Source organism: Sporosarcina ureae, from assembly GCF_002109325.1.
In the GTDB taxonomy this organism is placed as follows: domain Bacteria; phylum Bacillota; class Bacilli; order Bacillales_A; family Planococcaceae; genus Sporosarcina; species Sporosarcina ureae_C.
Genome location: NZ_CP015348.1, coordinates 681,901 through 705,780, shown reverse-complemented (window position 1 = coordinate 705,780; position 23,880 = coordinate 681,901). Strand labels below are relative to the sequence as shown.

Sequence of the window (23,880 nt, the reverse complement as noted above, 5' to 3'; positions counted from 1 at the left end):
TGCTTATGAATGATTATGATGGATTTTATTGAATAATTCAAGTAATATGGTGTTATTGATAGAGAAGGTGGGTTGCATATGCTGACAAATGAACGGTTTGAATTGATTTTAAATAAATTAGCTACTCATAAAACAGTAAAGATCTCAGAATTAGTAGAAGCAACCAGCGCATCGGAATCTACCATTCGAAGAGATTTAACTGAACTTGAAACACTTAATAAACTTCAGCGTATTCATGGTGGAGCTACAATGCCAGATCGGGATATGCAGGAACTTAGCATCTCAGCGAAGTCAGAAAAGTATTTGGCAGAAAAAGTTCAAATTGCTTCATTGGCTGCGGACCTAGTAAAGGATGGAGATTTTATTTATCTAGACGCAGGTACAACTACGTATCAAATGATCCCTTTTCTAAGAGACCGTAATATAACGGTTGTAACAAATGGACTGACACATGTGGAATCACTAACTGAGCATGGTATTTCCTCTTATTTAATTGGAGGGTATGTCAAAGCGTCAACAGGTGCACTTGTAGGGCAACAGGCAATGACATCTTTGAAACAATATCATTTCAATAAATGCTTTCTCGGTACGAATGGAGTGGACTCTGTTAATGGATATACAACTCCCGATCCCGATGAAGCATCAGTGAAAAGTTTGGCAGCTGAGCTATCGAGAACCACGTACATTGTGGCGGATCATTCCAAATTGAGAAAAAGTAGTTTTATTAAATTTTTATCTATCGACGAAGCGGTATTACTGATAGATAAATTACCAGACGAGATCTTGAATGAACTAGAAGAAAAAACGTTAGTAAAGGTGGTACAGAAATGATTTATACATGTACATTCATGCCATCAGTGGACTATACCACCTATATACCCGCTTTTGAGCTTGGAGAACTAAATCGTTCAAATGAAGTATATTATTACCCTGGAGGAAAAGGTATAAACGTATCGAGGGTAGTCAAAAGACTAGGTGTAGATACTATAGCGGGGGGCTTCATTGGCGGTTTCACAGGAGATTATATCGAGAACTTTTTACGAGATGAAGGAGTAAAAACGGATTTTATTCGGACACCAGAAAACACTCGAATTAATGTGAAGATCAAATCTACCGAAGAAACAGAATTAAATGGACCGGGGCCTGAATTGAATGAACAGAATATTCAAAGCCTTATCGAGCGAATTGGACGCTTATCAGAAGAAGACTGGTTGATAATTGCAGGAAGGATACCAGCCTCGTTACCTTCATCTTTTTTATTAGAACTTGCAGCATATTGTGAACAAAATAAAGTGAAGCTGGTAGTTGATACGTCAGGACCAGCTTTGAAACAGATTATGGAAATAATCAAACCTTTCTTCATCAAACCCAATGTGCAAGAACTTGAAGAATTGGTTGGTAAGACTATACACAGTAAAGAAGAAGCGATTGTTTACGCTAAAGAATTAATCGGTGACGGAATTCAACATGTTGTAGTGTCGATGGGTGGGGAAGGTGCGCTCTATGTATCTGACGAAGAAACATTGTTTGCCACTGTACCAAAAGGAAAGCTAGTTAATTCAGTAGGTGCAGGAGATTCACTAGTATCGGGTTTTATTGCGTCTTATTCTCAGGATGGTTGTGCAGAAAAAGCATTTAGATATGGCGTAGCAAGCGGGAGTGCCACTGCTTTCCAATCTGATTTATGTAAAAAAGAAGATGTTGAATCGTTAGTAAGTCAAGTGATTATTAGCAAACAATAGGAAGAGGTGCTATTTTATGAAAATTACACAACTCTTGACGGAAAAGACAATTAATTTGCATTTGCATTCCAGCTCCAAAGAAGCGGTCCTAACAGAACTGATCCAGCAGCTACATGATGCGGGGAATCTGCGTGATAAAGAACAATTTACAAATGATATTCTACAACGTGAGAGTCAGAGTACAACGGGGATTGGAGAAGGAATTGCTATCCCGCATGCGAAGTCAGCTGCGGTGCAAACACCTGCTATCGCGTTTGGTCGATCTATTGAAGGAATAGATTTTGAATCGCTTGATAGTCAACCTGCACACTTGTTTTTCATGATTGCTGCGAGTGAAGGGGCTAACAACGATCATTTGGATGCACTGTCTAGATTGGCTACATTCTTGATGGATACGTCATTCCGCGACAAAATCTTGTCTGCACAAACAGCGGCGGACGTTTTGCAAGCTGTTAATGAGAAGGAATCGGAATTAGATGAGGAATCCGTGGAAGAAGTTCAAACAACTCAAGAAGAGAAGTCAACTGTACGTCTGCTAGCGGTCACTGCGTGTCCAACAGGAATTGCACATACGTATATGGCTGCTGAAAAACTGAATGAGAGAGCAAAAGAACGTGGTCTTTCTTTGAAAGTCGAAACAAACGGTTCATCAGGTGTGAAGAATAGATTAACAGATGCAGAAATTGCGGAGGCAGACACCATTATTGTCGCGGCAGATACCAAAGTCGAAATGGCACGATTCGCTGGTAAACATGTGATCCAGACGAAAGTCGGGGATGCGATCTATGAAACCGATGCGTTATTGGACAGAGCGATTCAAAAAGATGCACCGATTTATCAACCTGAAAAAGGTCAGGAAGATACATCATCAGGGGAAAAGAAAAGCGGTTTTTATAAGCATTTGATGAATGGCGTATCCAACATGCTACCATTCGTTGTCGGTGGGGGAATATTGATAGCGCTCTCTTTCTTTTGGGGAATTGAATCATCCAATCCTGACAGTCCTGAATATAATGCTTTTGCAGCCATGCTTAACACTATAGGCGGTGGGAAAGCATTCTTCCTGATGGTTCCTGTATTGGCTGGTTTCATTGCTTCAAGTATAGCGGATCGACCTGGTTTTGCTCCTGGTATGATTGGCGGTTTGATTGCTGTTACAGTTTCAGGTGTGGATGGAGCAGACGGCGGTTCAGGATTTTTAGGGGGATTAATCGCTGGATTCTTGGCAGGATATATTACATTACTCGTCAAAAAACTGTTTGCGCGTTTGCCTAATTCATTGGAAGGGTTAAAGCCAGTACTGTTTTATCCGGTTTTCAGTATTGCAGCGACAGGATTAATCATGTTGGTCATCAATCCACAGTTGGCTAAGCTATACACAGGATTCTCTACTTTCCTTGAAGGAATGGGTGGGACAAATCAAATTTTGGTTGGTTTAATCATTGGTGGAATGATGGCTGTGGATATGGGTGGACCCATTAATAAAGCAGCGTACACATTCGGTATTGCGATGCTTGACGCACAAAACTTCCAATTTATTGCGGCTGTAATGGCTGGCGGTATGGTACCACCGCTTGGGATGGCCATAGCGACTACATTATTTAAGAATCGTTATACAAAAACTGAGCGCGAGGCTGGTAAAACAGCGTATGTGCTGGGCGCTTGCTTCATAACAGAAGGTGTCATTCCGTTTGCAGCAGCTGACCCATTGCGTGTTATTCCCGCTGCCGTAGTAGGGGCAGCGACGGCAGGTGCACTGACGATGGCTTTTGATATCTCCTTGCGTGCACCACATGGTGGAATCTTCGTCATGGGTCTCGTCGAAGGTGGAATTAGCAAGATTGTGCTTTACGCTTTAGCAATTGTCGTGGGTTCTATCATTACTGGACTACTTGCAGGAATGTTACGGAAGAAGCCCGCTTAATTTTGAGTTATATAATTAATAAGAGCTGGCCATGCGAAGTGATCAATTTGACACTGCATGGCCAGTTTTTTACTATTTCTATCCTATTCTCCTGCAACATGGTAAACTATTCTGAATGAACACTTCCGTATGAGATAGAAAACCATTGATATCCCCAACGGCAGTGTATGGTGACGTTTTAGACAAAACTATATCGAAAAGGGGAATAATTGTATGGGACTATTTGATGCGCTATTAGGAAATGCTTCTGCTGTAAACAATGTAGAAGTGAAGAAAGAACTGAACATGATTTTGGCAGATAGCGAAGATGTGGAAGCGGCATTTAAGCTTGTCCGTGATTTAATTGTATTTACGAAAACGCGATTAATTTTAGTCGATAAGCAAGGCATCACAGGAAAGAAAGTGGAATACCATTCGGTACCTTTTAAAAGTATCTCTCACTTCAGTGTGGAAACTGCAGGTACGTTCGATATGGATGCGGAATTGAAAATCTGGATATCAAGTTCCGAGACTCCACAAATCCAAAAACAATTTAGAAAAGATCAAGCCATTTATGATATTCAAAAAATATTAGCAACCGTTTGTGTTTAATTTTTATTTCAAACAAAGAAGTGGTGCTCTCTGTAATAGAAAGTACCACTTCACTATTATTTCGTGTTTTTTGAGATAGTACTCTCATACGCAACGAGTGTCACACCTAGTTTGTTTTCCAGGTGGTGTAAAGCATGTAATTCCTCCGCGTTTAACTTTGCAATCGAAGCGGCTTTGTTTGTCATACACATAACCTCCCTTCACGATTTGCATATAAGGTGGCTTTATTGAAAAAATCTATACATATAAGAGATGGGGAGGCCACGCTATGTACGATCCAACTGTATTTGAAAATTTAAGAGTGGCATTTGAAAATCAAATTTATGACTTGGACAATCTAGAACAAACAGTCCATATTTTAAATCGTAAAGATCAATTGGATTTAGCTATTATGGCAAGAGAATTTACGATTCGTTTTTCAAAAGTCGGATATCCGTCAGTCATCGTGGATCTCACTTTGAGTTCATCCCTTAAGGAACTTGCGAATGAAATACTCGAAGTTGAAGAAACGGAGCCGGGTTGCACGCTAACGCTCCTCGTTCGCACATTCATTTCTGATGTAGATAGGGAATGTGAGGAAATTGCGAGTATCCTTCGTACAGTTTGGGAAAACGATATTAGTTATACGCAAACACTTAGTTTTCGATATGAACAAACAGAGCCAGGCTTGATGAATCGTGTACGTATTCAATTTAAACCGAAATTGACGGAAGAACATATGTGTGAAATCGATGCATTCCTAGAAAGTGTACTGGACATGATGGTGCGAATTGGGGAAGTCTCATAGCAAAAGAAAAGCGCTTCCTTATACGGAGCGTTTTTTAAATTCTACTGTACTATTGTTTGTTTAAGAGCCCATATATAATCCATACCATCTTCACTTGGATGACTGGGATCACCAAACTCCGTCACACAACCACATCGATCACATACTGCGGAATAGCCAATTGATAACACACCAACTCCCGGTTCTTCCACGTTTGATACGGTTCGATAGGGGATAAATTTATCATGCGTACAAAGACGACAAATAAGCAGATAGTCTAAAATTGTTATATGGCTTCTAACGCTTTCTAGTTCTTCTACCATCATGCATCCACCTCGATATAGACAATATTTGGTTCGTCATGATGCGACTGTTCTTGAATCAACTGCGTTGTACTACATACTTCACAAGCAAAAGATTGTAATGTTAGGCGAGCAGGTACTTCTTTGGATGTGGGTTCTACATCCATGTACACTTCTCGGTGAATAAACGTTGTGCCACCGCAAAGTGTACACTGAAGCGGCATGCTTAGTACTTCAATTTCATAAATACCACGTCTTCTAACCATTGTTCAACACCTGCCTTATTTTTTAAATCGATTTCCTGTATTTGCGTAAATCCATGCAAAACCGAGTACTATCACGAAAAGTGATAGTCCCACTATGAAATATATATCTTCTCCTAGCAGTTCACTCACTGCGAATAAACCGACACAAAAACTTAAAGTGAACATAATCTTTGCTATAAACTTGAATAATGCACGTTCGTTTAGTTGCATCCTTTTCTCACTAGACATCGTATTATAACCTGTAAGCAGAGCTGCGCCTTTACCATGCCAAAGAGCAATACCGTACACAATAAATGCAAGCAGAATGACAACATCGAGTAGCAGACCGAGCATAAGCATCCCTCGTTTCATTAAATATGGAGTGAACTCTGTAACGAGTTCACTCCATTCTACATGATTATACAGTTGCTTGACGAGTCTTTACGGCCATTGAAAGTGAGATAGCTGCACATATGAACGCAATGATGACAAGGATACCGCCAACAGCAGGCATATTTGTTACGGTACCTGTCTGACTGTATACGACACCACCGACACCCGAACCAAGCGCGATTCCGACTTGCAGAGCCGAGTTGTTGAAACTCTGGTGAACGTCGGACGTAACAGGATCACTTTGAATAATATAATCTTGTTGTGCAGGTGCCAACGCCCAACTCAATCCACCCCAAACCATCATGAAAATGATGAATAGCGGAATCGAAAACGTAGAGTAGGGAAGGGCGAATAAGCTAATAGCAAACGCGCCAAGAATGATTAAAATACTTTTCTTAGAACCAAGCCGTGTTGCCAACCCTCCACCGAATGCTCCGCCTGCAACTGCAGCCAATCCGAATAGGAAGTAGAAGACACTAATCCAGTAAGGACTTAATTTCATTGTTGTCTCAAGGAACGGAGTGAAGTATGCATACACGGTGTAATGACCGGCTAGCATAAACATCGTTGCCATATGAGCAAAGAATATTTTTTTATTCGCCAATGCTTTAATTTGTACAGAAAGTGGTTGTACATCGCCTGTAGGAATCTTCTCGAAAAACTTGGCAATCAAAATAATCGAAATGATGGTCATTATAGAGATTCCTAGGAATACAGAACGCCATCCAAAAGCATTTGTTATGACGATCCCAATTGGCACACCGAGCACAAGCGATGAACTGATCCCCATATAAATATAGCCAAGTGACTTCGCTCGGATTCGAGGTTCAACCATACGCGCCGTAATCGTCAACGACAAGACAATGACGAGTGCTGCGCTTGCTGCAGTTAATATGCGTGCAGCCATCATCAAGCCGAACGTTGGGCTCAAATACGTTAGGATGTTACCTATTAAGAATACAAAAAGCGTAAGTAAATATAATTTCTTTCGCTCCACTTTCGCAGTGAATGATAATAACACAGGTCCCGCCACTGCATACACCAGTGCGAAAATTGTGATTAACTGACCCCCGGTTGCAATCGAGACATGTAAGTCCTCTGCAATCACTGGCAGTATGCCTCCGACTACCAACTCTACCAGTCCTACTGTTATAGCTGAAATAGCCAATAATAATACACGTAAATTCAAACTAACTCCTCCTACCAGTTCTACCACATTTATTACTCCATAGAAAAATCCCGATTACAAAAATGACTTTGTAATCAGGATTTAACGGTTCCTGGTAGAGACCCTCGAACCATATTATCGAGGTTATACATGTTGATTCCGTAAATGAAATTTTCTATTGTTCAATTTATCACGGAAATTATAGAATGGCAAGAAGAAAGAGCCGAAATTAATGTGGTTCCACCACGACACCTTCGAAGGCAGACTTATAAATCGCAAAAATGTCATCTCTTTTCAATTCCATTGGGCTGCGTGATAAAATTCTGGTTTGTTTAATAGCGTCATCAGTGAGAGCTTCTAAAGATTCAATAGGAATATTAAATCCTTTAAGTGTAGATGGAATACCTACATCATTAACAAGTTCCTCCAATTTATTTATACATGTATAGGAAGCTTCTTCTTGTGTTTGTCCAACCGTACTACTACCCATGGCTTCCAAGATGTGTTTCAACTGTTCTTCACAGCTTATTCTTATATACCCCATCACATAAGGTAATAATACAGCATTGGAATCTCCATGAGCTATATGAAATTGACCGCCTAAAGGATAGGCAAGCGCGTGGACACCCGCAACACCTGCATTAAAAAATGCTAATCCGGCTAGATAGCTTCCATAGCTCATATCAGAGCGGGCTTGTTTATTTTCACCATCTTTCACTGCTGTTCGTATTGCTCCACTAATTAATTGTATGGCTTTAAATGCTAAAGAATCCGTTACGGGATTAGCATTTTTTGATACATAGGCTTCAATGGCATGGGTTAATGCATCAACACCTGTAGCTGCAGTTACTTTCGGAGGCAAAGTGATGGTTAGTTCAGGGTCTACAATAGCAACATCTGCTAATAAAAAGTCATGTGTGACTACATCTTTTGTTGTATTTAGCGATAGTACGGAGATATTGGTAACTTCAGATCCGGTGCCTGAAGTAGTTGGAATAAGTATTTTAGGTAAACCTTTGTCCGTAATAGTTCGATTTCCAGATAGGTTTAGATAGTCTGAGACGTTTCCATCATTCATTGACAAAACAGCAGCGATCTTCGCTAAGTCTAATGCGCTACCGCCTCCTAAACCAATGACCAAATCAAATTCATGACTTCTTGTGTATGCAACCAACCTCTCTCCGATTTCAAGTGGCGGTTCCGGTTCTACATCTGTGTAAATATCTGTTGTGCAACCCATTTGTTGTAATGGTTTTTCAATAGTGTCAGTTATACCGAGCTTCAGTAAGAAAGGATCAGTCACAATAAGGATTTTTTTAGCTTGTAGTCTTTTAACTTCGTCAGGTAATACCGAGAGGCAACCCCATCCTATATAACTCGTTGGTGCGAATGTCAGTTTATGCATAAGCTTCTACTCCATTCTTATTCATAATAACCTTCCGTTGATTTTCTGAAACTCTTGAATTGTACTGGATCATGGCCGAACCATACATCGGAATTGGTTTCATTGGCTAATCTGCGAATTCTTTCAACAGTAGAATTATAGCCAACAGAATCATAAATGATGCCTGGTGGTTTTACAGGTGGTCCGAAACTTTCTGCTGTATATATTGCATCTGATGCTAAGATGATTCCTCCGGTGTCAGGCATATTAATATGAAGACCTAACATACCCCAAGCATGTCCACCGCCGAAATTCAGGATTTCAATACCTTCAGCTAACTTAACATGATCTTCTCCTCTTTTTATCACACGCCATTGCAAATTATTCTTTATCCACATATCAATGTCTGACCAGATATAAGCCCCTTCAGTTACATTTTTAGCGTAAGTTTGGAGTGTGCCATTGAATTCATCTTCTTGGACAATGATCGTCGCATTTGTAAAGTACTCTAAGCAACCGGCGTGATCTAAATGCAAATGAGATGCCACTACATATTTAATATCTTCTGGTCGTGTATTCAACTCTTCTAAACGATGTAAAAGATAGCACTCTTCTGGCATATTGATAGGGAATGCTTTTTGTGTAGATTCACTCCAGCGTCCTTCAGGGCCCATAGAGTTTGGGTTGCAAGCGGTATCGAATAAGATCTTACCTTCAGGATGATCTATTAATACAGTGTAAACAGGAAATTCAACAAATTCATTCGGTTGATGGGGATGATCAATAGTAGCAGGATTATGCATAGCAATCATAAAGTTCTTATCCATTCGCATAGTTCCGTTATCCATAACGTAAAGTTTTGGCTGTTGATTAATCAAATTCATTACTACCATCTCCTTTTATTGTTTGAATGTATAATGATCTGTTATTGCTTACCAAAGTTTAACAGAATCTATTTCTCTCACGCAAGTAATAAGTTGATTATTCTGAATTTTGTTGAGGTAGATGAAGTTATTATAATTTCTTAAGTACTTTAATAAAAGACTAATCAAGATTCGAAATGTGTTAATAAGATTGAAGTAAGAACAAACAGTTTAATTTGTAAAACACAGCTCAATCCAGTATACTTTTCCCGACAAACAATACGAATTAAAACATAAATAAAGGATGGGTATACATGACATTTGAAGAGATTTTACCACGTTTAAAAGCAGGCGAAAAAGTAATTCGCAGTAATTGGGGTGGGGCAGAATTATATGTCAAGCTAGTAGGGGAGAGCGAGCAAGACGGTAAAAAATTGAACCCATATTTCGTCATTGACGTAACGGGAGAAGGCTATACTATGTTCACTCCGACAGTTTGCGACTTGTTAGCAGAAGATTGGGTCGTCGTAGAGTAATAGAATGAATCAAAGCTCATGAGTGATCATGAGCTTTTTATTTTGGAGGGATAGTATGAAATTTGAAGAGTATGTAGGAAAGACAGTGCTAGTAACGGGGGCAGCATCAGGTATCGGGCAAGCACAAGCGAATGCGTTTCTTAAGAACGGGGCGAATGTAGTTGCGTTTGATATGAATGAAGGCGATATGCAAGCGATGAAACAATCGTATCCAAATCAGTTTAGATATGTCATAGGAAGTGTCAGCTCGAAAGAAGATATCCAACATGCGGTTAAAGACGCTGTACATTCATTTAGCAGTATTGATATTTTATTGAATACAGCAGGTGTACTGGATGGCTTTGCGAAAACGTTGGATACTGATGAAGCGCTATGGGATCGAATTATGGATACGAATGTAAAAGGTACTTATTTCATGACCAATGAAGTCTTGCCACATATGCTCGCTAACGAGTCGGGTGTCATCGTGAATATGGCTTCTATTGCGGGGCTTGTGGCAGGTGGTGGCGGTGCAGCCTATACTGCATCCAAACATGCGATAGTCGGCTATACGAAGCAACTGGATATGGATTATTGTCGTGAGGGGATTCGTGCGAACGCGATTGCGCCAGGCGCGATCCAAACTCCAATGAACAAAGTAGATTTTGCAGGTGATGGTGAAATGGCGAAGTGGGTTGCAGAAGAAACACCAGCTGGACGCTGGGCGCAACCGAATGAAGTCGCAAACCTCACATTATACATAGCCAGTTCCTTAGCTGATTATATCCATGGTGCCGTTATTCCTATCGATGGCGGATGGATAGCGAAATAAAGCTTCTCTAATACAGGAACTTCTGTTATAATACCGTAGCAAGCAAATTCTGTTTGCACTACGACACTTTTGATCGAACGATAAGTTCTTTCTTCCTTTGGTCGTAGTTATTACTGGAATAGCAATTAAGCTATTTCACAAAGGAGAAAATAATATGAGTATGTCTTATGTAAAGGATTCACCAAAAAGTACGGTGAATGAACTGGCAAAAACAGCACTCGTTGCAGCTTTGTATGTAACGGTGACATTTGTATTTGCGGTTATTAGTTTTGGCGCGGTTCAACTGCGTTTGTCGGAAATGTTCAACTATCTCGCGTTGTATAATAAGCGTTATATAGTCGGTGTTACGCTAGGTGTAGCACTTGCTAACTTCATGTCACCTACTTGGCTATTGGATGTGCCGATAGGTTCGATGGCTACATTAGTTGCTTTGCTAATAAGCCGCGCACTAGTGAAGAAAATTAAAAATGATATTGTAAAAATGGTGATTACTGCTATTGTATTTGCAGTATCTATGTGTGCAATTGCATTTCAATTGAACATCTTGCTGGGCTTCCCATTCTGGGCGACTTGGCTAACAGCGGGTATTGGAGAATTATTGTCTATGACAATTGGTGGAATGGTTATATACGCATTGAATAAAAAAATAGATCTAACTAAATAATAAAAAGCACATTCGCAAATAGTGAATGTGCTTTTTTTACTATTTATGCACGTTGCAAGGCGGTAAAAGATATCGCATATATAATCAATCCGCTGATAGGAATAGAAGCAGTTGCAAATAATGGATACCAAATATGATCCAAGAAATAGTTCGGAATAAACATAAACGAGCCGATCATGAAAAAGGAATAAATCAGTAAACCTGAAAAAGCATAACTTACAGCTTTCCGTGTATTCGCAATGGCACGTTCATCTGTTGAATCATATTCAAATGTTATGAAATCTCGTATATCTGTATTCTTATTTTTTCGTAATCGTAAAAAGTAAACTACATTGCCTACTACAAAAAGAAAAAGAACAATCAACATTAATGAACCAGGCCATGAAATAACTTGAACAGAAAACCCTTCTGTATACCCCCTGTTCATGAGAGTAAATTGTTGCTCAACGCGTAAAAAGTCAAACACCATCATAGCCAGAGAAATGAATAATAAAATTCGTAATGTGACTGATAGAAATACATGGTTCATTGCGCATCCTCCTTATAGAAAATCTCTTCAATTGAAAGCATAAATACTTCTGCAATGTTCATAGCTAATAGAAGAGAAGGCGTATAACTTCCTTTTTCTAGTGCCACTATCGTTTGCCGAGTAACTCCAACCCGTTCAGCAAGCTCGCCTTGCGTCAAATCCGCTCGAGCACGCAACTCCCTCACACGATTTTTTATCACGCCACTCATCACCTCATCTAATTGTAGTGTATACTAAACTATACTTTTTGTCTAGTTTGCTTTACAATTTGAGGTTAAAGCGACCAAAAGTATGTATCGATCTAGATAAAATGGAGAACACAGAATGATTGAAGTAATGTATAACAAGAATTAAATAGTTTTTTTCTATTATGAGTACACCATTTAGTTAAGTAGTACAACAGCTGAAGTAATAAGCGGATTTACACTGATTTAAAATGTTAAGTATCATTGGAATTAACGGTGCCATTTTGGTGATTAAACAAACTACTGGAATAATTATGCTATACTATTTACAAAATATGTGTAGGCTCATTGTTCAAGAAACGGCCATTTACTTGAATAAACCTATCAGTAGAAATAAGGATGGAAATGTGGTGCTCAAAATGTTTAGGAAACAAAGTAGTATTGATTTTAATTATTTTTCTGGACAAAGTGTTATTGAGGTGAATACAGAAAAAAACTTACCATTGGGATTGGGATTTAGTAATGGTGGGTTAATAATTGAATGTCCTTGGAGATTACTAGTTGCTAATCAAGTCTTAATTGGGTTTTCAGATTGTACCCAAGCCCCTGATAAATTCACCCATAAGAATCTAGAAAGTATTCTTATGGGTAAAAAGGTTATGAATATCTATCATTTTGAAGAAATATCTGACTTAGTTTTGGAATTTGAAGATAATACTTTTCTTGAATTGTTTCACGATAGTAGTTTTTTTGAAGGGTGGCAGTTAAGAGGAGACAATGGATTCTATTTATTTACATTACCAGGAGGTTCTTACTCAGACTAAGTAAGCAATTTGCTTATTTCACTAATGGGCGCAATTGTGGCACATTGTTAATCGCACTCGCTCAGTTGATCTTCGTTACAGCCGGCGACCCCGGGAGGTTCACCGCTCGCCCATAGGACACTCGTTGATCTGCAGCGCAGATCAACGAGTTCAAAAACTGATTTATCTAGGGCATAATTTTATTTCATCTAAAAACTTGATAGTATATAAGGAGAAAAAGCCACCTAATTCATACGCGAATTAGGTGGCTTTTTAGTTATTTCATTTAATTTTGTACCAGTGAACAGAACTGTTTAATACTCTGAGAGACAGAAATTTTGTCTATGAGGCTTTTACTTCTTTATTTCTTTTCCTCGGATCTTTAATCAAAATAGCTAAAATTAAACCTACAACTGAAATCCAACCAGCAACGAAGAAGGACATATTCACGCCATGTATTTGACCCGCAACCGTACCGTTGTTAATTTCAGTTGTCACCATAACCGTAACGAGTACAGCAGTACCGATTGAGCCTGACATTTGGCGGAACGTATTGTTCATCGCTGTACCATGAGAAATTAAACGATTCGGCAATTCATTCAAACCAAGTGTAGTCGAAGGCATCATCACCATAGAAATACCGAACATTCGAACAGCATTCAATGTAGCCAGATAAGCAAACGTTGTTTCTTCAGTTAAGTTAGCGAAAACGAATGTTGTGATGGTGAGAATAACAAAACCGGTGAGTAGTAACCACTTTGCGCCATATTTATCAAACAATGTACCGGTAACAGGGTTCATGACACCCATGACGATCGCACCTGGCAATAGCATCAAACCAGAATGGAACGCACTAAATCCAAGCATCGTCTGCATAAATAATGGCAAGATAACCGTTGTACCAATCATCGAAGCAAATACGATCATGCCGAGACTAGTTGCCATCGTAAATACGCCATACTTAAAGACCCTAAACTCAAGAATAGGCTCTTTCAAATTCAATTGTCTAAGAATGAACCAGACTAACGAAATAGCACCGACAATGAGTGAGATCAAGACATTTGCGTGTAACCAGCTAGTCGTACCTGCAATACTGAAACCGTAGAGAAGACCACCAAAACCAAATGTAGATAGCACAACGGATAAATAGTCCATTTTAGGATCAGTTGTTTTCGTTACGTTTTTAAGTAAGAAATACGCTGCGATAATATTAAAGAGGGCAAATGGTAATACTACGTAGAAAACGCTGCGCCAAGGGAATTGATCCACGAGATAACCAGATAAAGTTGGTCCTATAGCGGGTGCAAATGCAATCACTAGACCGAAATATCCCATCGCTTTACCACGTTGTTCAATTGGAAAGAGTAGAAACAATATAGTTTGCAGAAGTGGCATCATAATACCCGCGCCAGCACCTTGCAAGACACGTCCTATTAATAGCACTGAAAAATTGGGTGAAACTGCAGCCACGAGTGTTCCTAACGCGAATATACTCATCGCAGTAAGAAATAATCGTCGAGTCGTGAATTTCCCGATTAAAAAAGCTGTAATGGGTATCATAATTCCGTTCACAAGCATGAAGATCGATTGTAACCATTGGACCGTACTTTCCCCAATATTGAGATCCTTCATAATAGGCGGTAAGGCAGTAGCTAGAAGGGTTTGGTTGAGAATCGTTATGAAAGCACCCGACAATAAAACAATCAGCAGAGGAAGATTCTTTTTAAAATTAAATGTTTGTGAGTTTACCATGTCTATGCATCACCCCATAATTAGTTGTTGCCACAAAGTAATTCGGCATTCGTTATAAATTTAACATACATGCTATATTAGTTGTTATTATCATAGACCTCAATGATATTGCCTAACTGATTCGCTGAAGATACTGGATGAATAGGCCTAGTGTTTAAAAAGATGCTAAAAGGATATGCTACGCATTAAGGAAATTTTAAGGAGCGAATACGTTATGAAAAAAGCCGTATTTCTGGATCGGGACGGTGTCATTAATGAAGTGCTTACTAGCCGTGTGAAGTTTGTCAACGAGCCAAATCAACTCTATTTTTTACCTGGTGTACCAGAGGCGATTAAGCGGTTGAATGAAGTGTTCGATTACATTTTCGTTGTGACCAACCAAGGTGGTGTGGGACTTGGTTACATGAAAGAATCTAAGTTACAAGCTATTCATACTCATATGCAATCGGAATTGGCTAAAGAAGACGCTCACATTCAGGAAGTCGCGTACTGTCCGCATAAACCTAAATCAGGTTGTGATTGCCGTAAGCCTAACAGTAAGTTGATCGTTGATTTGGCAGAGAAATACCAAGTGGACTTGTCATCATCTTACATGGTAGGGGATACGGATACAGATATTATGGCTGGTAAGCATGCAGGTACAAAAACCGTTTTTCTTGGCACTGCTGATCCGTTAGCTGACGCCGTGTTTCCAAATTTGCTCCAAGCTACGCCGTGGATTATCGATAATATAGAAAGATGAAAAGAGTTGGAGCAATATTTCAACTCTTTTTTATGTATGTAGAAGTGGTGTACTCGTTAAAATAATGGAATCGAAATTTATTCAGACCATTGGCTCAGCATTTAATACAATACCCTAAAATCATCTGAACTACCCTTTGAATTAAAAATATACTAGATTTTCAATAGTACGTTATGGAAGAAATATAGTGATAAAGTTTTACATTATGTTATAATTGATAAAATGAATTGAATTAATGATACTATGGACCCTTTTTATTTGGTGAAATTCGTTGGCTTTCGTTGAAAATCACCCTTACTAAGCAACAATAAATGAAAATGTAATAGTTGAGGGAGAGAAGACTTATGAAAAAGTTAGTGAATTTTATGTTGATTAGTGCATTTATATTAGTGATTCCTGTAGGATTATGGTTATTAAAGAGTGCTCAACCTCTGAAAATAGCCATTATAGATAAGTCTGCAGTCGAAGATTCCTATTCAGAACATTTAGGAATTAATTGGACCTTAAATTATATGAAAGTGCAAACCACACATAATAAACCTTTTGACCCTGCACGTGATTATTATGGGGGATTCACGAATGTTGAAGGCAAAGGTATTTCCGAATTACGTCCATTGCCAGAAGACTATTTAAAAACGGATATTATTTATTTAGCCAATACAGCCAATACTGACGAAATTGAACAGAATGATATGGATCCTTTGCTTGCTGTATATGAAAAAACACATGGTGGTCTTAGTGAAGTAGAATGGCAGCGTATGTTAAAGCGTCTCAATACAAAACAGCCATCGATGTTTATAGCAGAGTTTGATTCCTTTTCTGCACCTACTAGTGAAAAAGTACGGACGCGTGTAGCTGATCGTTTAGGTATGACGTTCTCTGGTTGGAAAGGTATTTATGTAGATGAACTAGATCCAGAAAAAAACGAAGAAGTACAGAAAGTTTTTTCAGAGCCACAAACTACATGGAATTCTAGCGGCCCTGGATTTCTACTAGTAAATGATAGTACAGGAGAGGTACTTGGATTACAGCAAGATCAAGAGGTTTCTGGTGAAGGGATTCATATACAATTTAACGATCTAGCTCAAGAACGTTTGAATGTTTCGGGTTCACATCCATTTCACGCATGGTTCGATATCGTAACAGCTGAAAAAGGGGAAACACTAGCTACATATGAGTGGGATCTTACAACTAAAGGTACAAAAAAATTAGTGGAGAAGGGTATTCCAACTAAATTTGATGCTGTAATTCGTAATACATCGGGTGTTTCAGAAAGCTTCTATTTGGCAGGGAAATTCAATAATATGACTGACGTTCCTAGCATATATCAAGTAAAAGGTATTGCGAACGTCTATAAAACACTTCAGAGATCAACAGATAAGACTTTTTTCTGGGCTGCTTATGTTCCTATGATGCAGGGCGTGTTGACGAAATTTGGACAAGTAGAAGAGGAAGTTTCAGAAGAGCCAAAAAGAGATGGAATCCAGATGAATTCTCGAATGAATGGAAAATATCTAGAGGTTCTACAAGATGGTAAGTGGACACCGATGATTGTTAAAGGTGTCAATATTGGAATGGGGAAGCCGGGAGCATTTCCTGGTGAAGCTGCTATTACAGAAGAAGAATACTATAGGTGGTTTGAAGCTATCGGTGAGATGAATGCGAATACGATTCGTGTGTATACACTCCATCCTCCAGGTTTTTATCATGCACTAAAGGCGTATAATGACATCCATGATGACCCGATTTATGTCATGCATGGTGTCTGGATTAATGAAGAAAATCTTGAAGAATCTCTAAATGCATTTGAAAAAGAGAATTTGGAAGATTTTCAAAAGGAAATGATTCAACTAGTAGATGTTATTCATGGGAACGCTGATGTGAAGCCACGTCCTGGCCATGCCTCGGGTGTTTATGATTCAGACATTTCACAGTGGGTGACGGCTTGGATGATCGGTATCGAATGGTATCCGTTTATGGTGGAAAACACGAATAAGATTCATCCCAATCTAGGGGAATATCAAGGGACCTATTTTGAAACTAAAGGTGCCGCGGCATTTGAATACTGGTTAGCTGAACAAATGGATGTTTTAGTCTCTCATGAAGTGAAAAGCTATCAACAAATCCGCCCAATGAGCTTCGTCAACTGGGTCACTACGGATCTGCTCACACACCCCTCCGATTCATCGGGCAAGGAAGATATAGTGTCAGTTAATCCGAACTTAATCTATACAAAGAACGAAATGAACAAGCCGGGACAATTTGCATCGTATCACGTGTATCCATACTATCCCGACTTCTTGAATTATGAGAAGAAGTATCGTGAGTTTATAGATTTCAGAGGACAGAAAAATAACTATGCAGGTTATCTGAAAGATTTACATGAAGCACATCGTATACCTATTCTGATATCTGAATTTGGTATTCCAGCTTCACGTGGAAAAGCGCATAATAATCCATTTGGCTGGAACCAAGGCTTTATATCCGAGGAACAGCAAGGAGAAATCTTGACTCACTTATATGAAGATATTTTACATGAGAACATGATGGGGGCCTTGGTATTCTCTTGGCAAGATGAGTGGTTCAAACGAACATGGAACACTGCAGAATATGATAATCCTGATCGACGTCCATACTGGTCCAACACACAAACAAATGAACAGAGATTTGGTCTAGTCAGTTTTGAACCTTTGAAAATCAAAGTAGCAGGTTACGAAGAGGATTGGACCGGTGAACCGTTATATGAAAGCCAAAAAGGACCATTGGAAAAGATGTACATCGACCATGATGAGACATTCTTATATATACGAATGGATTATAAGGAGTCTGAAGTAAGTGAAATGGACGCTCTTAATATCGTTTTCGATACTGTACCGAATCGTGGAAACAGTAGAGCTAGTCGAATAAATGATATACAATTTACAAATGGCTTAGAATTTATTGCGAAAATCAATGGTGGAAAATCTCGTATGTTGATTGATCCGCATTATGATTTATTCCATCATGACTATGGGGAAGATGTTGGATACGTGCCCGACCAAACAATGAAAGACCGAACTGATCAGTTTATTCCAATGCACTATGCGCTCAATGGGGAATACTATGTGGAAAACGAAAAACGTACGATTCCATTCAGCTCCTATGAAACGGGTAAATTGCGAGAAGGCAATGGAGATCCAGAATCTAAAACGTATGATTCACTTGCTGATTACCATATAAAAGACGGCATGCTGGAGTTGAGAATTCCTTGGATGCTGCTACAAGCACAAGATCCAAGCAGAAAAGAATTCACTGAGAATTTATTGGAAGATGGAAGACGAACAAGTACGATCGTAGATGAAATTTTCATCGGAGCCGTTCTAACTTCTGCTGACGGAGAAGTACTTGATTCATTCCCACGAGTAGATCGTATGAAAGTAGATGCCTTAAAGAGTTACACATGGGATAACTGGCAAGTACCGATGTATGAGGAGCGATTGAAGAAGTCCTATTATTACTTACAAGACGCATTTAAAGTGAAATGATTCAGGATAAAGAAGAAACAGAAGCCTTTCGTCGCTTCTGTTTTTCTTTGTGTTTTATTGATGTGTAGCCGCTTATTTTCATTGTAAATAGAAGTAAAAACCAGAATGAATTTGTGATATAGTAATCAATGAACTAAATTGAAGAAGATTTTTCAGATGGGGGAAGTAAATGAAAGATCTATTATTACCGAACAAGAGATTTCGTCCTGAAATAGAAGGGATACGAACAATTGCTACGTTATTAATCGTGATTTACCATATATGGTTAGGAAGGGTTTCGGGAGGAATTGATGTATTCTTTATCATTTCCGGTTATTTGATGACACTTTCTATATTATCGCGGATAGAACGCACAGGTTCAGTGAATTTCATCGATTATTTTCTGAATTTAACAAGGAGATTATTTCCGCAAGCAATCGTCGTCGTGATTTTTACTGGAATTATGGCAGTGATATTTCTTCCTCAGTTTGAATGGGGAGAAATCATTTCGCATATGATGGCCTCTACGTTTTATTTTGAAAATTGGCGACTGGCGTTTGATTCTGTTGATTATTTAGCGAAAGATAATTTGGCTAGTCCATTTCAACATTTTTGGTCTTTAAGTGTTCAAGGACAATTCTATCTTCTATGGCCTATCATACTATCTAGTACATATTATATCGCACGTAAAGTTTTGAAGACGCCTGTTTATAAAACACTACTAGGATCACTTATTATCGTATGTTTTTTGTCGATGATCTTCTCAATCTATCAAACAAACGTTAATCAGCCTTTTGCGTACTTCAATACATTCACAAGAATGTGGGAGTTCAGTATCGGCGGTATTTTTGCGTTACTCTCTCCGTACTTAGTATTCAATAAAAGACTTAGTGTGGTACTAGGATGGTTCGGTCTACTAATCATCTGTTTAACAGGAGTCATACTACCAGTTTCTACAGTTTTCCCTGGTTACTTGGCGTTACTACCTATTAGTGGCGCATTACTTATTTTAATTGCTTCTGAAAGCATTACCGTATATGGAGTCAACCGATTTTTGGCGACAAAACCGCTGATTTATTTAGGTAGTCTTTCATATGGTGTGTATTTATGGCATTGGCCATTGTTGATTTTCTATCGGTCCTACATGGAAGTGGAAACCGTTCCGATCGTAGACGGCATTCTGCTCGTCATTATAACGTTTGGTTTATCTATGATTTCTACTAAGTTATTGGAGAAGCCTGTTCAGAAAATAGGTAGAAACCAGCAGAAAGGGAAACTGGTCTTCGTGCTGACTATGATGTTAGTGCTTGCTTGTAGCTCGATATTTTCTATTTCGGCTTATATCGAGAAAGCAACAGCCAGCTCGGACGTAGTAGAAATTAAAGATTATCCAGGTGCGGAGGTGAATTTTTATCAATTAAAAAATATACCTGAAGTTGAACCCATTCCTTCACCAGTGGAAATCAAAACAGATCTACCGTCATTTTATAAAGATTTAGAATGCCAGTCAGCCAATCTTATAGAGGTTAGAAAATGTTCTTATGGCGTATTAAGAGACTATGATTTTACTGTGGCACTTGTAGGCGGCTCACACTCTGGACACTGGTTTCCCGCATTGATTGAGCTATCAAAAGAAATGAATTTTAAAATCGATTTATATAGCCATGACGGATGTCGGTTTACAGACGAAGATAGTAAAGGAAACTTAACAGAAGCATGTATTCCGTGGAATAAGAATTTAATAGATATGCTAATTAAAGATCCACCTGACCTTGTTTTTACGACGTCTACAGTGAATAAACGTCCAAAAGTACCGAGAGGGTTCATTAATCAGTGGAAGAGACTTGAAGGAATCACTACCGTTTTTGCTATTCGTGATAATCCACGTATGAAGACTATTATCCCTGTCTGTCTAGAACAAGCTGATGATCCTTTGGAGTGTTCTGTACCACGGGATGAAGCTATTGCGAAAGAAGATCCGTGGAAAGTGACAGAGGGAATTCCTTCGAATGTATTCTTCGCAGACCTTACAGATTCATTTTGCGATGAAACAACTTGTTCACCTGTAATCGGTAATATTATCGTCTATCGTGATGATAACCACATTACTGCAGAATATTCTAAAACTCTTGCCCCTGCATTGAAAGAGCCTTTGCAGCAAGCATTCGACAGTCTGGATACATCTGATCTACGTAAATAATGGATTGTTGATTTAAATTCTGCATAATTCAAAGGAAGTAGGAAAAGCTATCGTAGATTACCCAAATATATATAAGGGAGTGCATATGATGGCGAACAAGTATCCAAAACCGAATGACCCTGCAGATAATAAAAAACGATTGAATAAAACCATCAGCAATATGGAGGCCGCAGAAGACGCGATGAAGTTTGCTGAAGGGGAAGAGTTCAAGCAAATCCAAAAGAAAAATGAACGCAGAGCGGAAAGTATCGAGGCTTTAAAGGAAGAAATAATTGAAGAAGACAAGTCACGAATCAATGGTTATTTATAAGCTTTTCACATAGAATATGTATAATCCTCACTTATAAAAGTGAGGATTTTTCTGATTATAATGCTTAATGTACATAAGCAAAAAAGAGGAATGCACATCGAACGCTGTATAGAATAGAAGTATCTACTATATTTCATAGTTTTTTCATTTAAGGAGAGAATGCAAGATGAAAAGAATTAAAAAAATCGACGAATGGCGTGAGTTGCTAGAAGGGTCGGATACACAACCGTTCTTGTTATTTAAATCTAGTATGACATCTATCAGCAGTTTAGCGGCTAAAAAGGAGTTGGATGGACTGCGTACAGAACTTCCAATATATATCGTCATCACCCAAATAAGTAAGAAACTATCCGCTACTATTGAATCGGATCTAGGTGTTCCTCACGAAGTTCCTCAATTATTGATAGTGAAAGATAAACGAGGCATCTGGCAAGCCACGCATTATCAAATCAAAGAACAGATTTTAGTGGATGCAATAAAAGAATACGTCTGATATTTTGGGGGAATATCTTTAGACATTCAGATAACCACAACTACGCAATGTCTGATGAATAATTATGAAGCGACAAAAGGAGTTCTACTAATGGCAAGTTTATTTCCTAGAATCTATGACGTGGCTATGAAGCCTTTAGAAATGACTAGATTTAAAAGAGTTCGAACGGAGTTAATCCGTAATGCACAAGGAAACGTATTAGAAATTGGTTCTGGAACGGGTATCAATTTTCCTTATTATCAACAGGCGAATCACGTGGCCGCAATTGAACCGAATCCTCAAATGAGTCGCTTGGCAGTAAGCCGAGGTAGAAATGCCAGTGTGCCTATTACTTTATATGAAGCAAAAGCGGAATCATTGCCTTTTCCTGACAATTCATTTGACACGGTGATCGCGACATTAGTATTTTGTACAATACCAGATCCAATTCTAGCCTTGAAAGAAATTCAGCGTGTTAGCAAACCAGGTAGTACAATTTTATTTTTTGAGCATGTCAAAATGAAACAACCAGTTCTGGCCAAAACACAAGATCTATTAAATCCATTTTGGCAAAAAGTGTGCGATGGTTGTCAATTAAACCGTAATACCCTTTCGACAATAGTCAATTCCGGGATTTCTGTAGAAAGTGTGGAATCATTATACGCGGGCTTGTTTTTGTCTATACAAAGTACAAACCAAAAATAATCATTGGTGTCGTCTATAAAACATCTCCTATTTAACGGATGTAGTAGAAATTAGAACCCTTTATCATGTATAGTTCTACTTAACTACTATTCATCTGACTTTTGTTAGCTACATAATTAAAGGAGCAAGACAATAATGATTCAATCAATATTATCCAATTTAGCCGTCATTTTGCTTAGTCATTTGGCAGTCACAACGTTACTCGGTTATCGGGAACGATTTTCCAGACGTCGGCTCCAGTTTTACATAGTGATATTGATGTCGATCACAGTAATTTCTATGTTCTACTTACCCATTCAATTTAGTAATTACCGCCTGGATTTACGTTTAATTCCGCTCATTATGCTCGCAATATTTAGTGGATGGCATATAACGATGCCTGTGTTAGTTATTGCTTGTATATGGCGTTATTTTCTTGGAGGAGACGGGGCCATTCCAGGAATTGTATTTGGTATGTCGCTCCCGACTATATTTGCTTTAGTATACATGCGAATAATTGGGAATCGTAAAAAAGTCTGGGATATATTCGTATTGATTACTATCTGTTGGTTTATATCCGATATACCTCTTATATTCTATCCGTATGACGGGCTAGAGATACTCAAACAGATTGGCTTTTTACGGTTTTCGTCATTTTTACTTGCCACATTTATCTACTATACAGTTATCGAAATTGAAAACGGTCGACTTATTATGAAGCAACAGCTGGAATTTCTCGCCACGCATGATCAATTGACTAAACTACTTACCCGTCAAGAATGCATTCGACGTGCAGAGATTAAACACAAAATGAATGAAAAGAATACGCATCACTTTATGGTGATGATTGACGTAGATCATTTCAAGGAGTTGAATGATGAATACGGTCATGCCGCAGGCGACGATACTCTAATAGAGTTATCAGAGATACTTAAGTCGTTTGAAAAAGATACATTGCAAGCCGCGCGATACGGTGGGGAAGAATTTTTATTGTGGATCTGTATAGAGGATAAAGATAGTATCACTCAGACAGTAGCAGAAATTCAAGAAAATATTCGTCACACACATTTTGAAGTGGGACTAAATCAAGCTATACCGATAACTGTTTCTATTGGAATAGCATCCTGGCCTACTGGAACTTCAATACATGATGCAATAAAAGAAGCAGATCGCAAACTTTACATAGCAAAAGATCAAGGACGGAATCAAATGATCGTTTAATGATTGATATAGGTGATAGGGGAATTCTATCAGGCAGTTACATATTGTTACTCTAAAACGGTTATCAAAGCGAGTTCAGTCAAGTTAGTC

25 protein-coding genes and 1 riboswitch are annotated in these 23,880 nt (G+C 38.7%); of the genes, 16 read left to right on the top strand and 9 right to left on the bottom strand.

The window, feature by feature from the left end:
- Positions 1–78: 78 nt before the first annotated feature.
- From SporoP32a_RS03510 to SporoP32a_RS03495, 4 genes are all read left to right on the top strand, one after another.
- The gene (locus SporoP32a_RS03510; RefSeq protein WP_085426659.1) at positions 79–831 is read left to right on the top strand and encodes a DeoR/GlpR family DNA-binding transcription regulator; all 753 of its coding nucleotides are present in this window, start codon (positions 79–81) and stop codon (positions 829–831) included.
- Positions 828–1,742, top strand: coding sequence for a 1-phosphofructokinase (pfkB, locus tag SporoP32a_RS03505; protein ID WP_085426658.1), 915 nt, complete (start codon positions 828–830; stop codon positions 1,740–1,742). Before SporoP32a_RS03510 ends, pfkB begins: the two co-directional genes overlap by 4 nt.
- A gap of 16 nt (positions 1,743–1,758) precedes the next feature.
- The gene (locus SporoP32a_RS03500) at positions 1,759–3,666 is read left to right on the top strand and encodes a PTS fructose transporter subunit IIABC (protein ID WP_085426657.1); all 1,908 of its coding nucleotides are present in this window, start codon (positions 1,759–1,761) and stop codon (positions 3,664–3,666) included.
- A gap of 213 nt (positions 3,667–3,879) precedes the next feature.
- Positions 3,880–4,257 (top strand): PH domain-containing protein, encoded by a 378-nt coding sequence (locus SporoP32a_RS03495; protein WP_085426656.1) that lies wholly within the window; start codon positions 3,880–3,882, stop codon positions 4,255–4,257.
- Between the two features lie 56 nt (positions 4,258–4,313).
- On the opposite strand, the gene SporoP32a_RS17290 is transcribed toward SporoP32a_RS03495, so the two are convergent.
- Positions 4,314–4,442 carry a hypothetical protein gene (locus SporoP32a_RS17290; protein WP_255396833.1) on the bottom strand — a complete coding sequence of 43 codons (129 nt, stop codon included), beginning with the start codon at positions 4,440–4,442 and terminating at the stop codon, positions 4,314–4,316.
- A gap of 83 nt (positions 4,443–4,525) precedes the next feature.
- On the opposite strand from SporoP32a_RS17290, the gene SporoP32a_RS03490 reads away from it, so the two are divergent.
- Positions 4,526–5,044 (top strand): hypothetical protein, encoded by a 519-nt coding sequence (locus tag SporoP32a_RS03490; RefSeq protein ID WP_085426655.1) that lies wholly within the window; start codon positions 4,526–4,528, stop codon positions 5,042–5,044.
- A 301-nt stretch (positions 5,045–5,345) separates the two neighbouring features.
- Here SporoP32a_RS03490 and SporoP32a_RS03480 read toward each other — a convergent pair whose 3' ends face one another.
- The 5 genes from SporoP32a_RS03480 to ahlS all read right to left on the bottom strand — a co-directional run bounded on the left by SporoP32a_RS03480 (position 5,346) and on the right by ahlS (position 9,399).
- A complete protein-coding gene (locus tag SporoP32a_RS03480; protein ID WP_085426653.1) occupies positions 5,346–5,591 on the bottom strand; it encodes a hypothetical protein in 246 nt (81 codons plus the stop codon).
- Positions 5,592–5,606: 15 nt separating this feature from the next.
- Positions 5,607–5,942, bottom strand: a complete 336-nt coding sequence (locus SporoP32a_RS03475) for a DUF3784 domain-containing protein (protein WP_085426652.1) — start codon at positions 5,940–5,942, stop codon at positions 5,607–5,609.
- 46 nt (positions 5,943–5,988) lie between these two features.
- Positions 5,989–7,152, bottom strand: a complete 1,164-nt coding sequence (locus SporoP32a_RS03470) for an MFS transporter (protein WP_085426651.1) — start codon at positions 7,150–7,152, stop codon at positions 5,989–5,991.
- A 51-nt stretch (positions 7,153–7,203) separates the two neighbouring features.
- Positions 7,204–7,303, bottom strand: a riboswitch (purine riboswitch).
- Positions 7,304–7,360: 57 nt separating this feature from the next.
- Positions 7,361–8,536: an iron-containing alcohol dehydrogenase gene (locus tag SporoP32a_RS03465; protein ID WP_085426650.1), complete on the bottom strand. Its 1,176-nt coding sequence runs from the start codon at positions 8,534–8,536 to the stop codon at positions 7,361–7,363.
- A gap of 17 nt (positions 8,537–8,553) precedes the next feature.
- Positions 8,554–9,399 (bottom strand): AhlS family quorum-quenching N-acyl homoserine lactonase, encoded by an 846-nt coding sequence (gene ahlS, locus SporoP32a_RS03460; RefSeq protein ID WP_085426649.1) that lies wholly within the window; start codon positions 9,397–9,399, stop codon positions 8,554–8,556.
- A 293-nt stretch (positions 9,400–9,692) separates the two neighbouring features.
- Here ahlS and SporoP32a_RS03455 point away from each other — a divergent pair, with 293 nt between their 5' ends.
- The 3 genes from SporoP32a_RS03455 (at position 9,693) to SporoP32a_RS03445 (ending at position 11,389) form a co-directional block, all read left to right on the top strand.
- Positions 9,693–9,914, top strand: a complete 222-nt coding sequence (locus tag SporoP32a_RS03455) for a DUF2829 domain-containing protein (RefSeq protein ID WP_085426648.1) — start codon at positions 9,693–9,695, stop codon at positions 9,912–9,914.
- Between the two features lie 55 nt (positions 9,915–9,969).
- A complete protein-coding gene (locus SporoP32a_RS03450) occupies positions 9,970–10,725 on the top strand; it encodes a 3-oxoacyl-ACP reductase (protein ID WP_085426647.1) in 756 nt (251 codons plus the stop codon).
- A gap of 154 nt (positions 10,726–10,879) precedes the next feature.
- Positions 10,880–11,389, top strand: a complete 510-nt coding sequence (locus SporoP32a_RS03445) for a QueT transporter family protein (RefSeq protein ID WP_085426646.1) — start codon at positions 10,880–10,882, stop codon at positions 11,387–11,389.
- A gap of 43 nt (positions 11,390–11,432) precedes the next feature.
- Here SporoP32a_RS03445 and SporoP32a_RS03440 read toward each other — a convergent pair whose 3' ends face one another.
- Both SporoP32a_RS03440 and SporoP32a_RS03435 read right to left on the bottom strand, forming a co-directional pair.
- Entirely contained in the window at positions 11,433–11,918 is a 486-nt protein-coding gene (locus tag SporoP32a_RS03440; protein WP_085426645.1) for a hypothetical protein, read from the bottom strand.
- A complete protein-coding gene (locus tag SporoP32a_RS03435; RefSeq protein WP_085426644.1) occupies positions 11,915–12,127 on the bottom strand; it encodes a helix-turn-helix transcriptional regulator in 213 nt (70 codons plus the stop codon). Before SporoP32a_RS03435 ends, SporoP32a_RS03440 begins: the two co-directional genes overlap by 4 nt.
- Positions 12,128–12,354: 227 nt before the next feature.
- Between SporoP32a_RS03435 and SporoP32a_RS17155 the strand changes: the two genes are divergently transcribed.
- The gene (locus tag SporoP32a_RS17155; protein ID WP_232319576.1) at positions 12,355–12,927 is read left to right on the top strand and encodes a hypothetical protein; all 573 of its coding nucleotides are present in this window, start codon (positions 12,355–12,357) and stop codon (positions 12,925–12,927) included.
- A 321-nt stretch (positions 12,928–13,248) separates the two neighbouring features.
- Here the strand turns inward: SporoP32a_RS17155 and SporoP32a_RS03425 are convergent, their stop codons facing one another.
- A complete protein-coding gene (locus SporoP32a_RS03425) occupies positions 13,249–14,658 on the bottom strand; it encodes an MDR family MFS transporter (RefSeq protein WP_085426643.1) in 1,410 nt (469 codons plus the stop codon).
- Between the two features lie 214 nt (positions 14,659–14,872).
- Here SporoP32a_RS03425 and SporoP32a_RS03420 point away from each other — a divergent pair, with 214 nt between their 5' ends.
- The 7 genes from SporoP32a_RS03420 to SporoP32a_RS03390 all read left to right on the top strand — a co-directional run bounded on the left by SporoP32a_RS03420 (position 14,873) and on the right by SporoP32a_RS03390 (position 23,790).
- Positions 14,873–15,400: a D-glycero-alpha-D-manno-heptose-1,7-bisphosphate 7-phosphatase gene (locus SporoP32a_RS03420; RefSeq protein ID WP_085426642.1), complete on the top strand. Its 528-nt coding sequence runs from the start codon at positions 14,873–14,875 to the stop codon at positions 15,398–15,400.
- A gap of 344 nt (positions 15,401–15,744) precedes the next feature.
- A complete protein-coding gene (locus tag SporoP32a_RS03415) occupies positions 15,745–18,924 on the top strand; it encodes a hypothetical protein (RefSeq protein WP_085426641.1) in 3,180 nt (1,059 codons plus the stop codon).
- A gap of 169 nt (positions 18,925–19,093) precedes the next feature.
- Entirely contained in the window at positions 19,094–21,103 is a 2,010-nt protein-coding gene (locus SporoP32a_RS03410) for an acyltransferase family protein (protein ID WP_085426640.1), read from the top strand.
- Positions 21,104–21,188: 85 nt separating this feature from the next.
- Complete coding sequence (locus SporoP32a_RS03405) at positions 21,189–21,413, top strand: small, acid-soluble spore protein tlp (RefSeq protein WP_335696120.1); 225 nt, start codon at positions 21,189–21,191, stop codon at positions 21,411–21,413.
- A gap of 166 nt (positions 21,414–21,579) precedes the next feature.
- Positions 21,580–21,906 carry a monothiol bacilliredoxin BrxC family protein gene (locus SporoP32a_RS03400; RefSeq protein WP_085426638.1) on the top strand — a complete coding sequence of 109 codons (327 nt, stop codon included), beginning with the start codon at positions 21,580–21,582 and terminating at the stop codon, positions 21,904–21,906.
- 90 nt (positions 21,907–21,996) lie between these two features.
- The gene (locus tag SporoP32a_RS03395) at positions 21,997–22,590 is read left to right on the top strand and encodes a class I SAM-dependent methyltransferase (protein WP_085426637.1); all 594 of its coding nucleotides are present in this window, start codon (positions 21,997–21,999) and stop codon (positions 22,588–22,590) included.
- Between the two features lie 135 nt (positions 22,591–22,725).
- Positions 22,726–23,790, top strand: a complete 1,065-nt coding sequence (locus tag SporoP32a_RS03390) for a GGDEF domain-containing protein (RefSeq protein WP_085426636.1) — start codon at positions 22,726–22,728, stop codon at positions 23,788–23,790.
- Positions 23,791–23,880 lie beyond the last annotated feature (90 nt).

Bases quoted from the DNA above. Each gene is read 5' to 3' on its own strand.
- SporoP32a_RS03420 (WP_085426642.1), top strand. From the start codon at position 14,873: ATGAAAAAAGCCGTATTTCTGGATCGGGACGGTGTCATTAATGAAGTG.
- SporoP32a_RS03465 (WP_085426650.1), bottom strand. From the start codon at position 8,536: ATGCATAAACTGACATTCGCACCAACGAGTTATATAGGATGGGGTTGC.
- SporoP32a_RS17155 (WP_232319576.1), top strand. From the start codon at position 12,355: ATGTTAAGTATCATTGGAATTAACGGTGCCATTTTGGTGATTAAACAA.
- SporoP32a_RS03400 (WP_085426638.1), top strand. From the start codon at position 21,580: ATGAAAAGAATTAAAAAAATCGACGAATGGCGTGAGTTGCTAGAAGGG.
- SporoP32a_RS03410 (WP_085426640.1), top strand. From the start codon at position 19,094: ATGAAAGATCTATTATTACCGAACAAGAGATTTCGTCCTGAAATAGAA.
- SporoP32a_RS03435 (WP_085426644.1), bottom strand. From the start codon at position 12,127: ATGAGTGGCGTGATAAAAAATCGTGTGAGGGAGTTGCGTGCTCGAGCG.
- SporoP32a_RS03475 (WP_085426652.1), bottom strand. From the start codon at position 5,942: ATGAAACGAGGGATGCTTATGCTCGGTCTGCTACTCGATGTTGTCATT.
- SporoP32a_RS03495 (WP_085426656.1), top strand. From the start codon at position 3,880: ATGGGACTATTTGATGCGCTATTAGGAAATGCTTCTGCTGTAAACAAT.
- SporoP32a_RS03405 (WP_335696120.1), top strand. From the start codon at position 21,189: ATGATGGCGAACAAGTATCCAAAACCGAATGACCCTGCAGATAATAAA.
- SporoP32a_RS03480 (WP_085426653.1), bottom strand. From the start codon at position 5,591: ATGGTTAGAAGACGTGGTATTTATGAAATTGAAGTACTAAGCATGCCG.
- SporoP32a_RS03445 (WP_085426646.1), top strand. From the start codon at position 10,880: ATGAGTATGTCTTATGTAAAGGATTCACCAAAAAGTACGGTGAATGAA.
- SporoP32a_RS03440 (WP_085426645.1), bottom strand. From the start codon at position 11,918: ATGAACCATGTATTTCTATCAGTCACATTACGAATTTTATTATTCATT.
- ahlS (WP_085426649.1), bottom strand. From the start codon at position 9,399: ATGAATTTGATTAATCAACAGCCAAAACTTTACGTTATGGATAACGGA.
- SporoP32a_RS03450 (WP_085426647.1), top strand. From the start codon at position 9,970: ATGAAATTTGAAGAGTATGTAGGAAAGACAGTGCTAGTAACGGGGGCA.
- SporoP32a_RS03510 (WP_085426659.1), top strand. From the start codon at position 79: ATGCTGACAAATGAACGGTTTGAATTGATTTTAAATAAATTAGCTACT.
- SporoP32a_RS03500 (WP_085426657.1), top strand. From the start codon at position 1,759: ATGAAAATTACACAACTCTTGACGGAAAAGACAATTAATTTGCATTTG.
- SporoP32a_RS03490 (WP_085426655.1), top strand. From the start codon at position 4,526: ATGTACGATCCAACTGTATTTGAAAATTTAAGAGTGGCATTTGAAAAT.
- SporoP32a_RS03395 (WP_085426637.1), top strand. From the start codon at position 21,997: ATGGCAAGTTTATTTCCTAGAATCTATGACGTGGCTATGAAGCCTTTA.
- SporoP32a_RS17290 (WP_255396833.1), bottom strand. From the start codon at position 4,442: ATGACAAACAAAGCCGCTTCGATTGCAAAGTTAAACGCGGAGGAATTA.
- SporoP32a_RS03415 (WP_085426641.1), top strand. From the start codon at position 15,745: ATGAAAAAGTTAGTGAATTTTATGTTGATTAGTGCATTTATATTAGTG.
- pfkB (WP_085426658.1), top strand. From the start codon at position 828: ATGATTTATACATGTACATTCATGCCATCAGTGGACTATACCACCTAT.
- SporoP32a_RS03425 (WP_085426643.1), bottom strand. From the start codon at position 14,658: ATGGTAAACTCACAAACATTTAATTTTAAAAAGAATCTTCCTCTGCTG.
- SporoP32a_RS03390 (WP_085426636.1), top strand. From the start codon at position 22,726: ATGATTCAATCAATATTATCCAATTTAGCCGTCATTTTGCTTAGTCAT.
- SporoP32a_RS03455 (WP_085426648.1), top strand. From the start codon at position 9,693: ATGACATTTGAAGAGATTTTACCACGTTTAAAAGCAGGCGAAAAAGTA.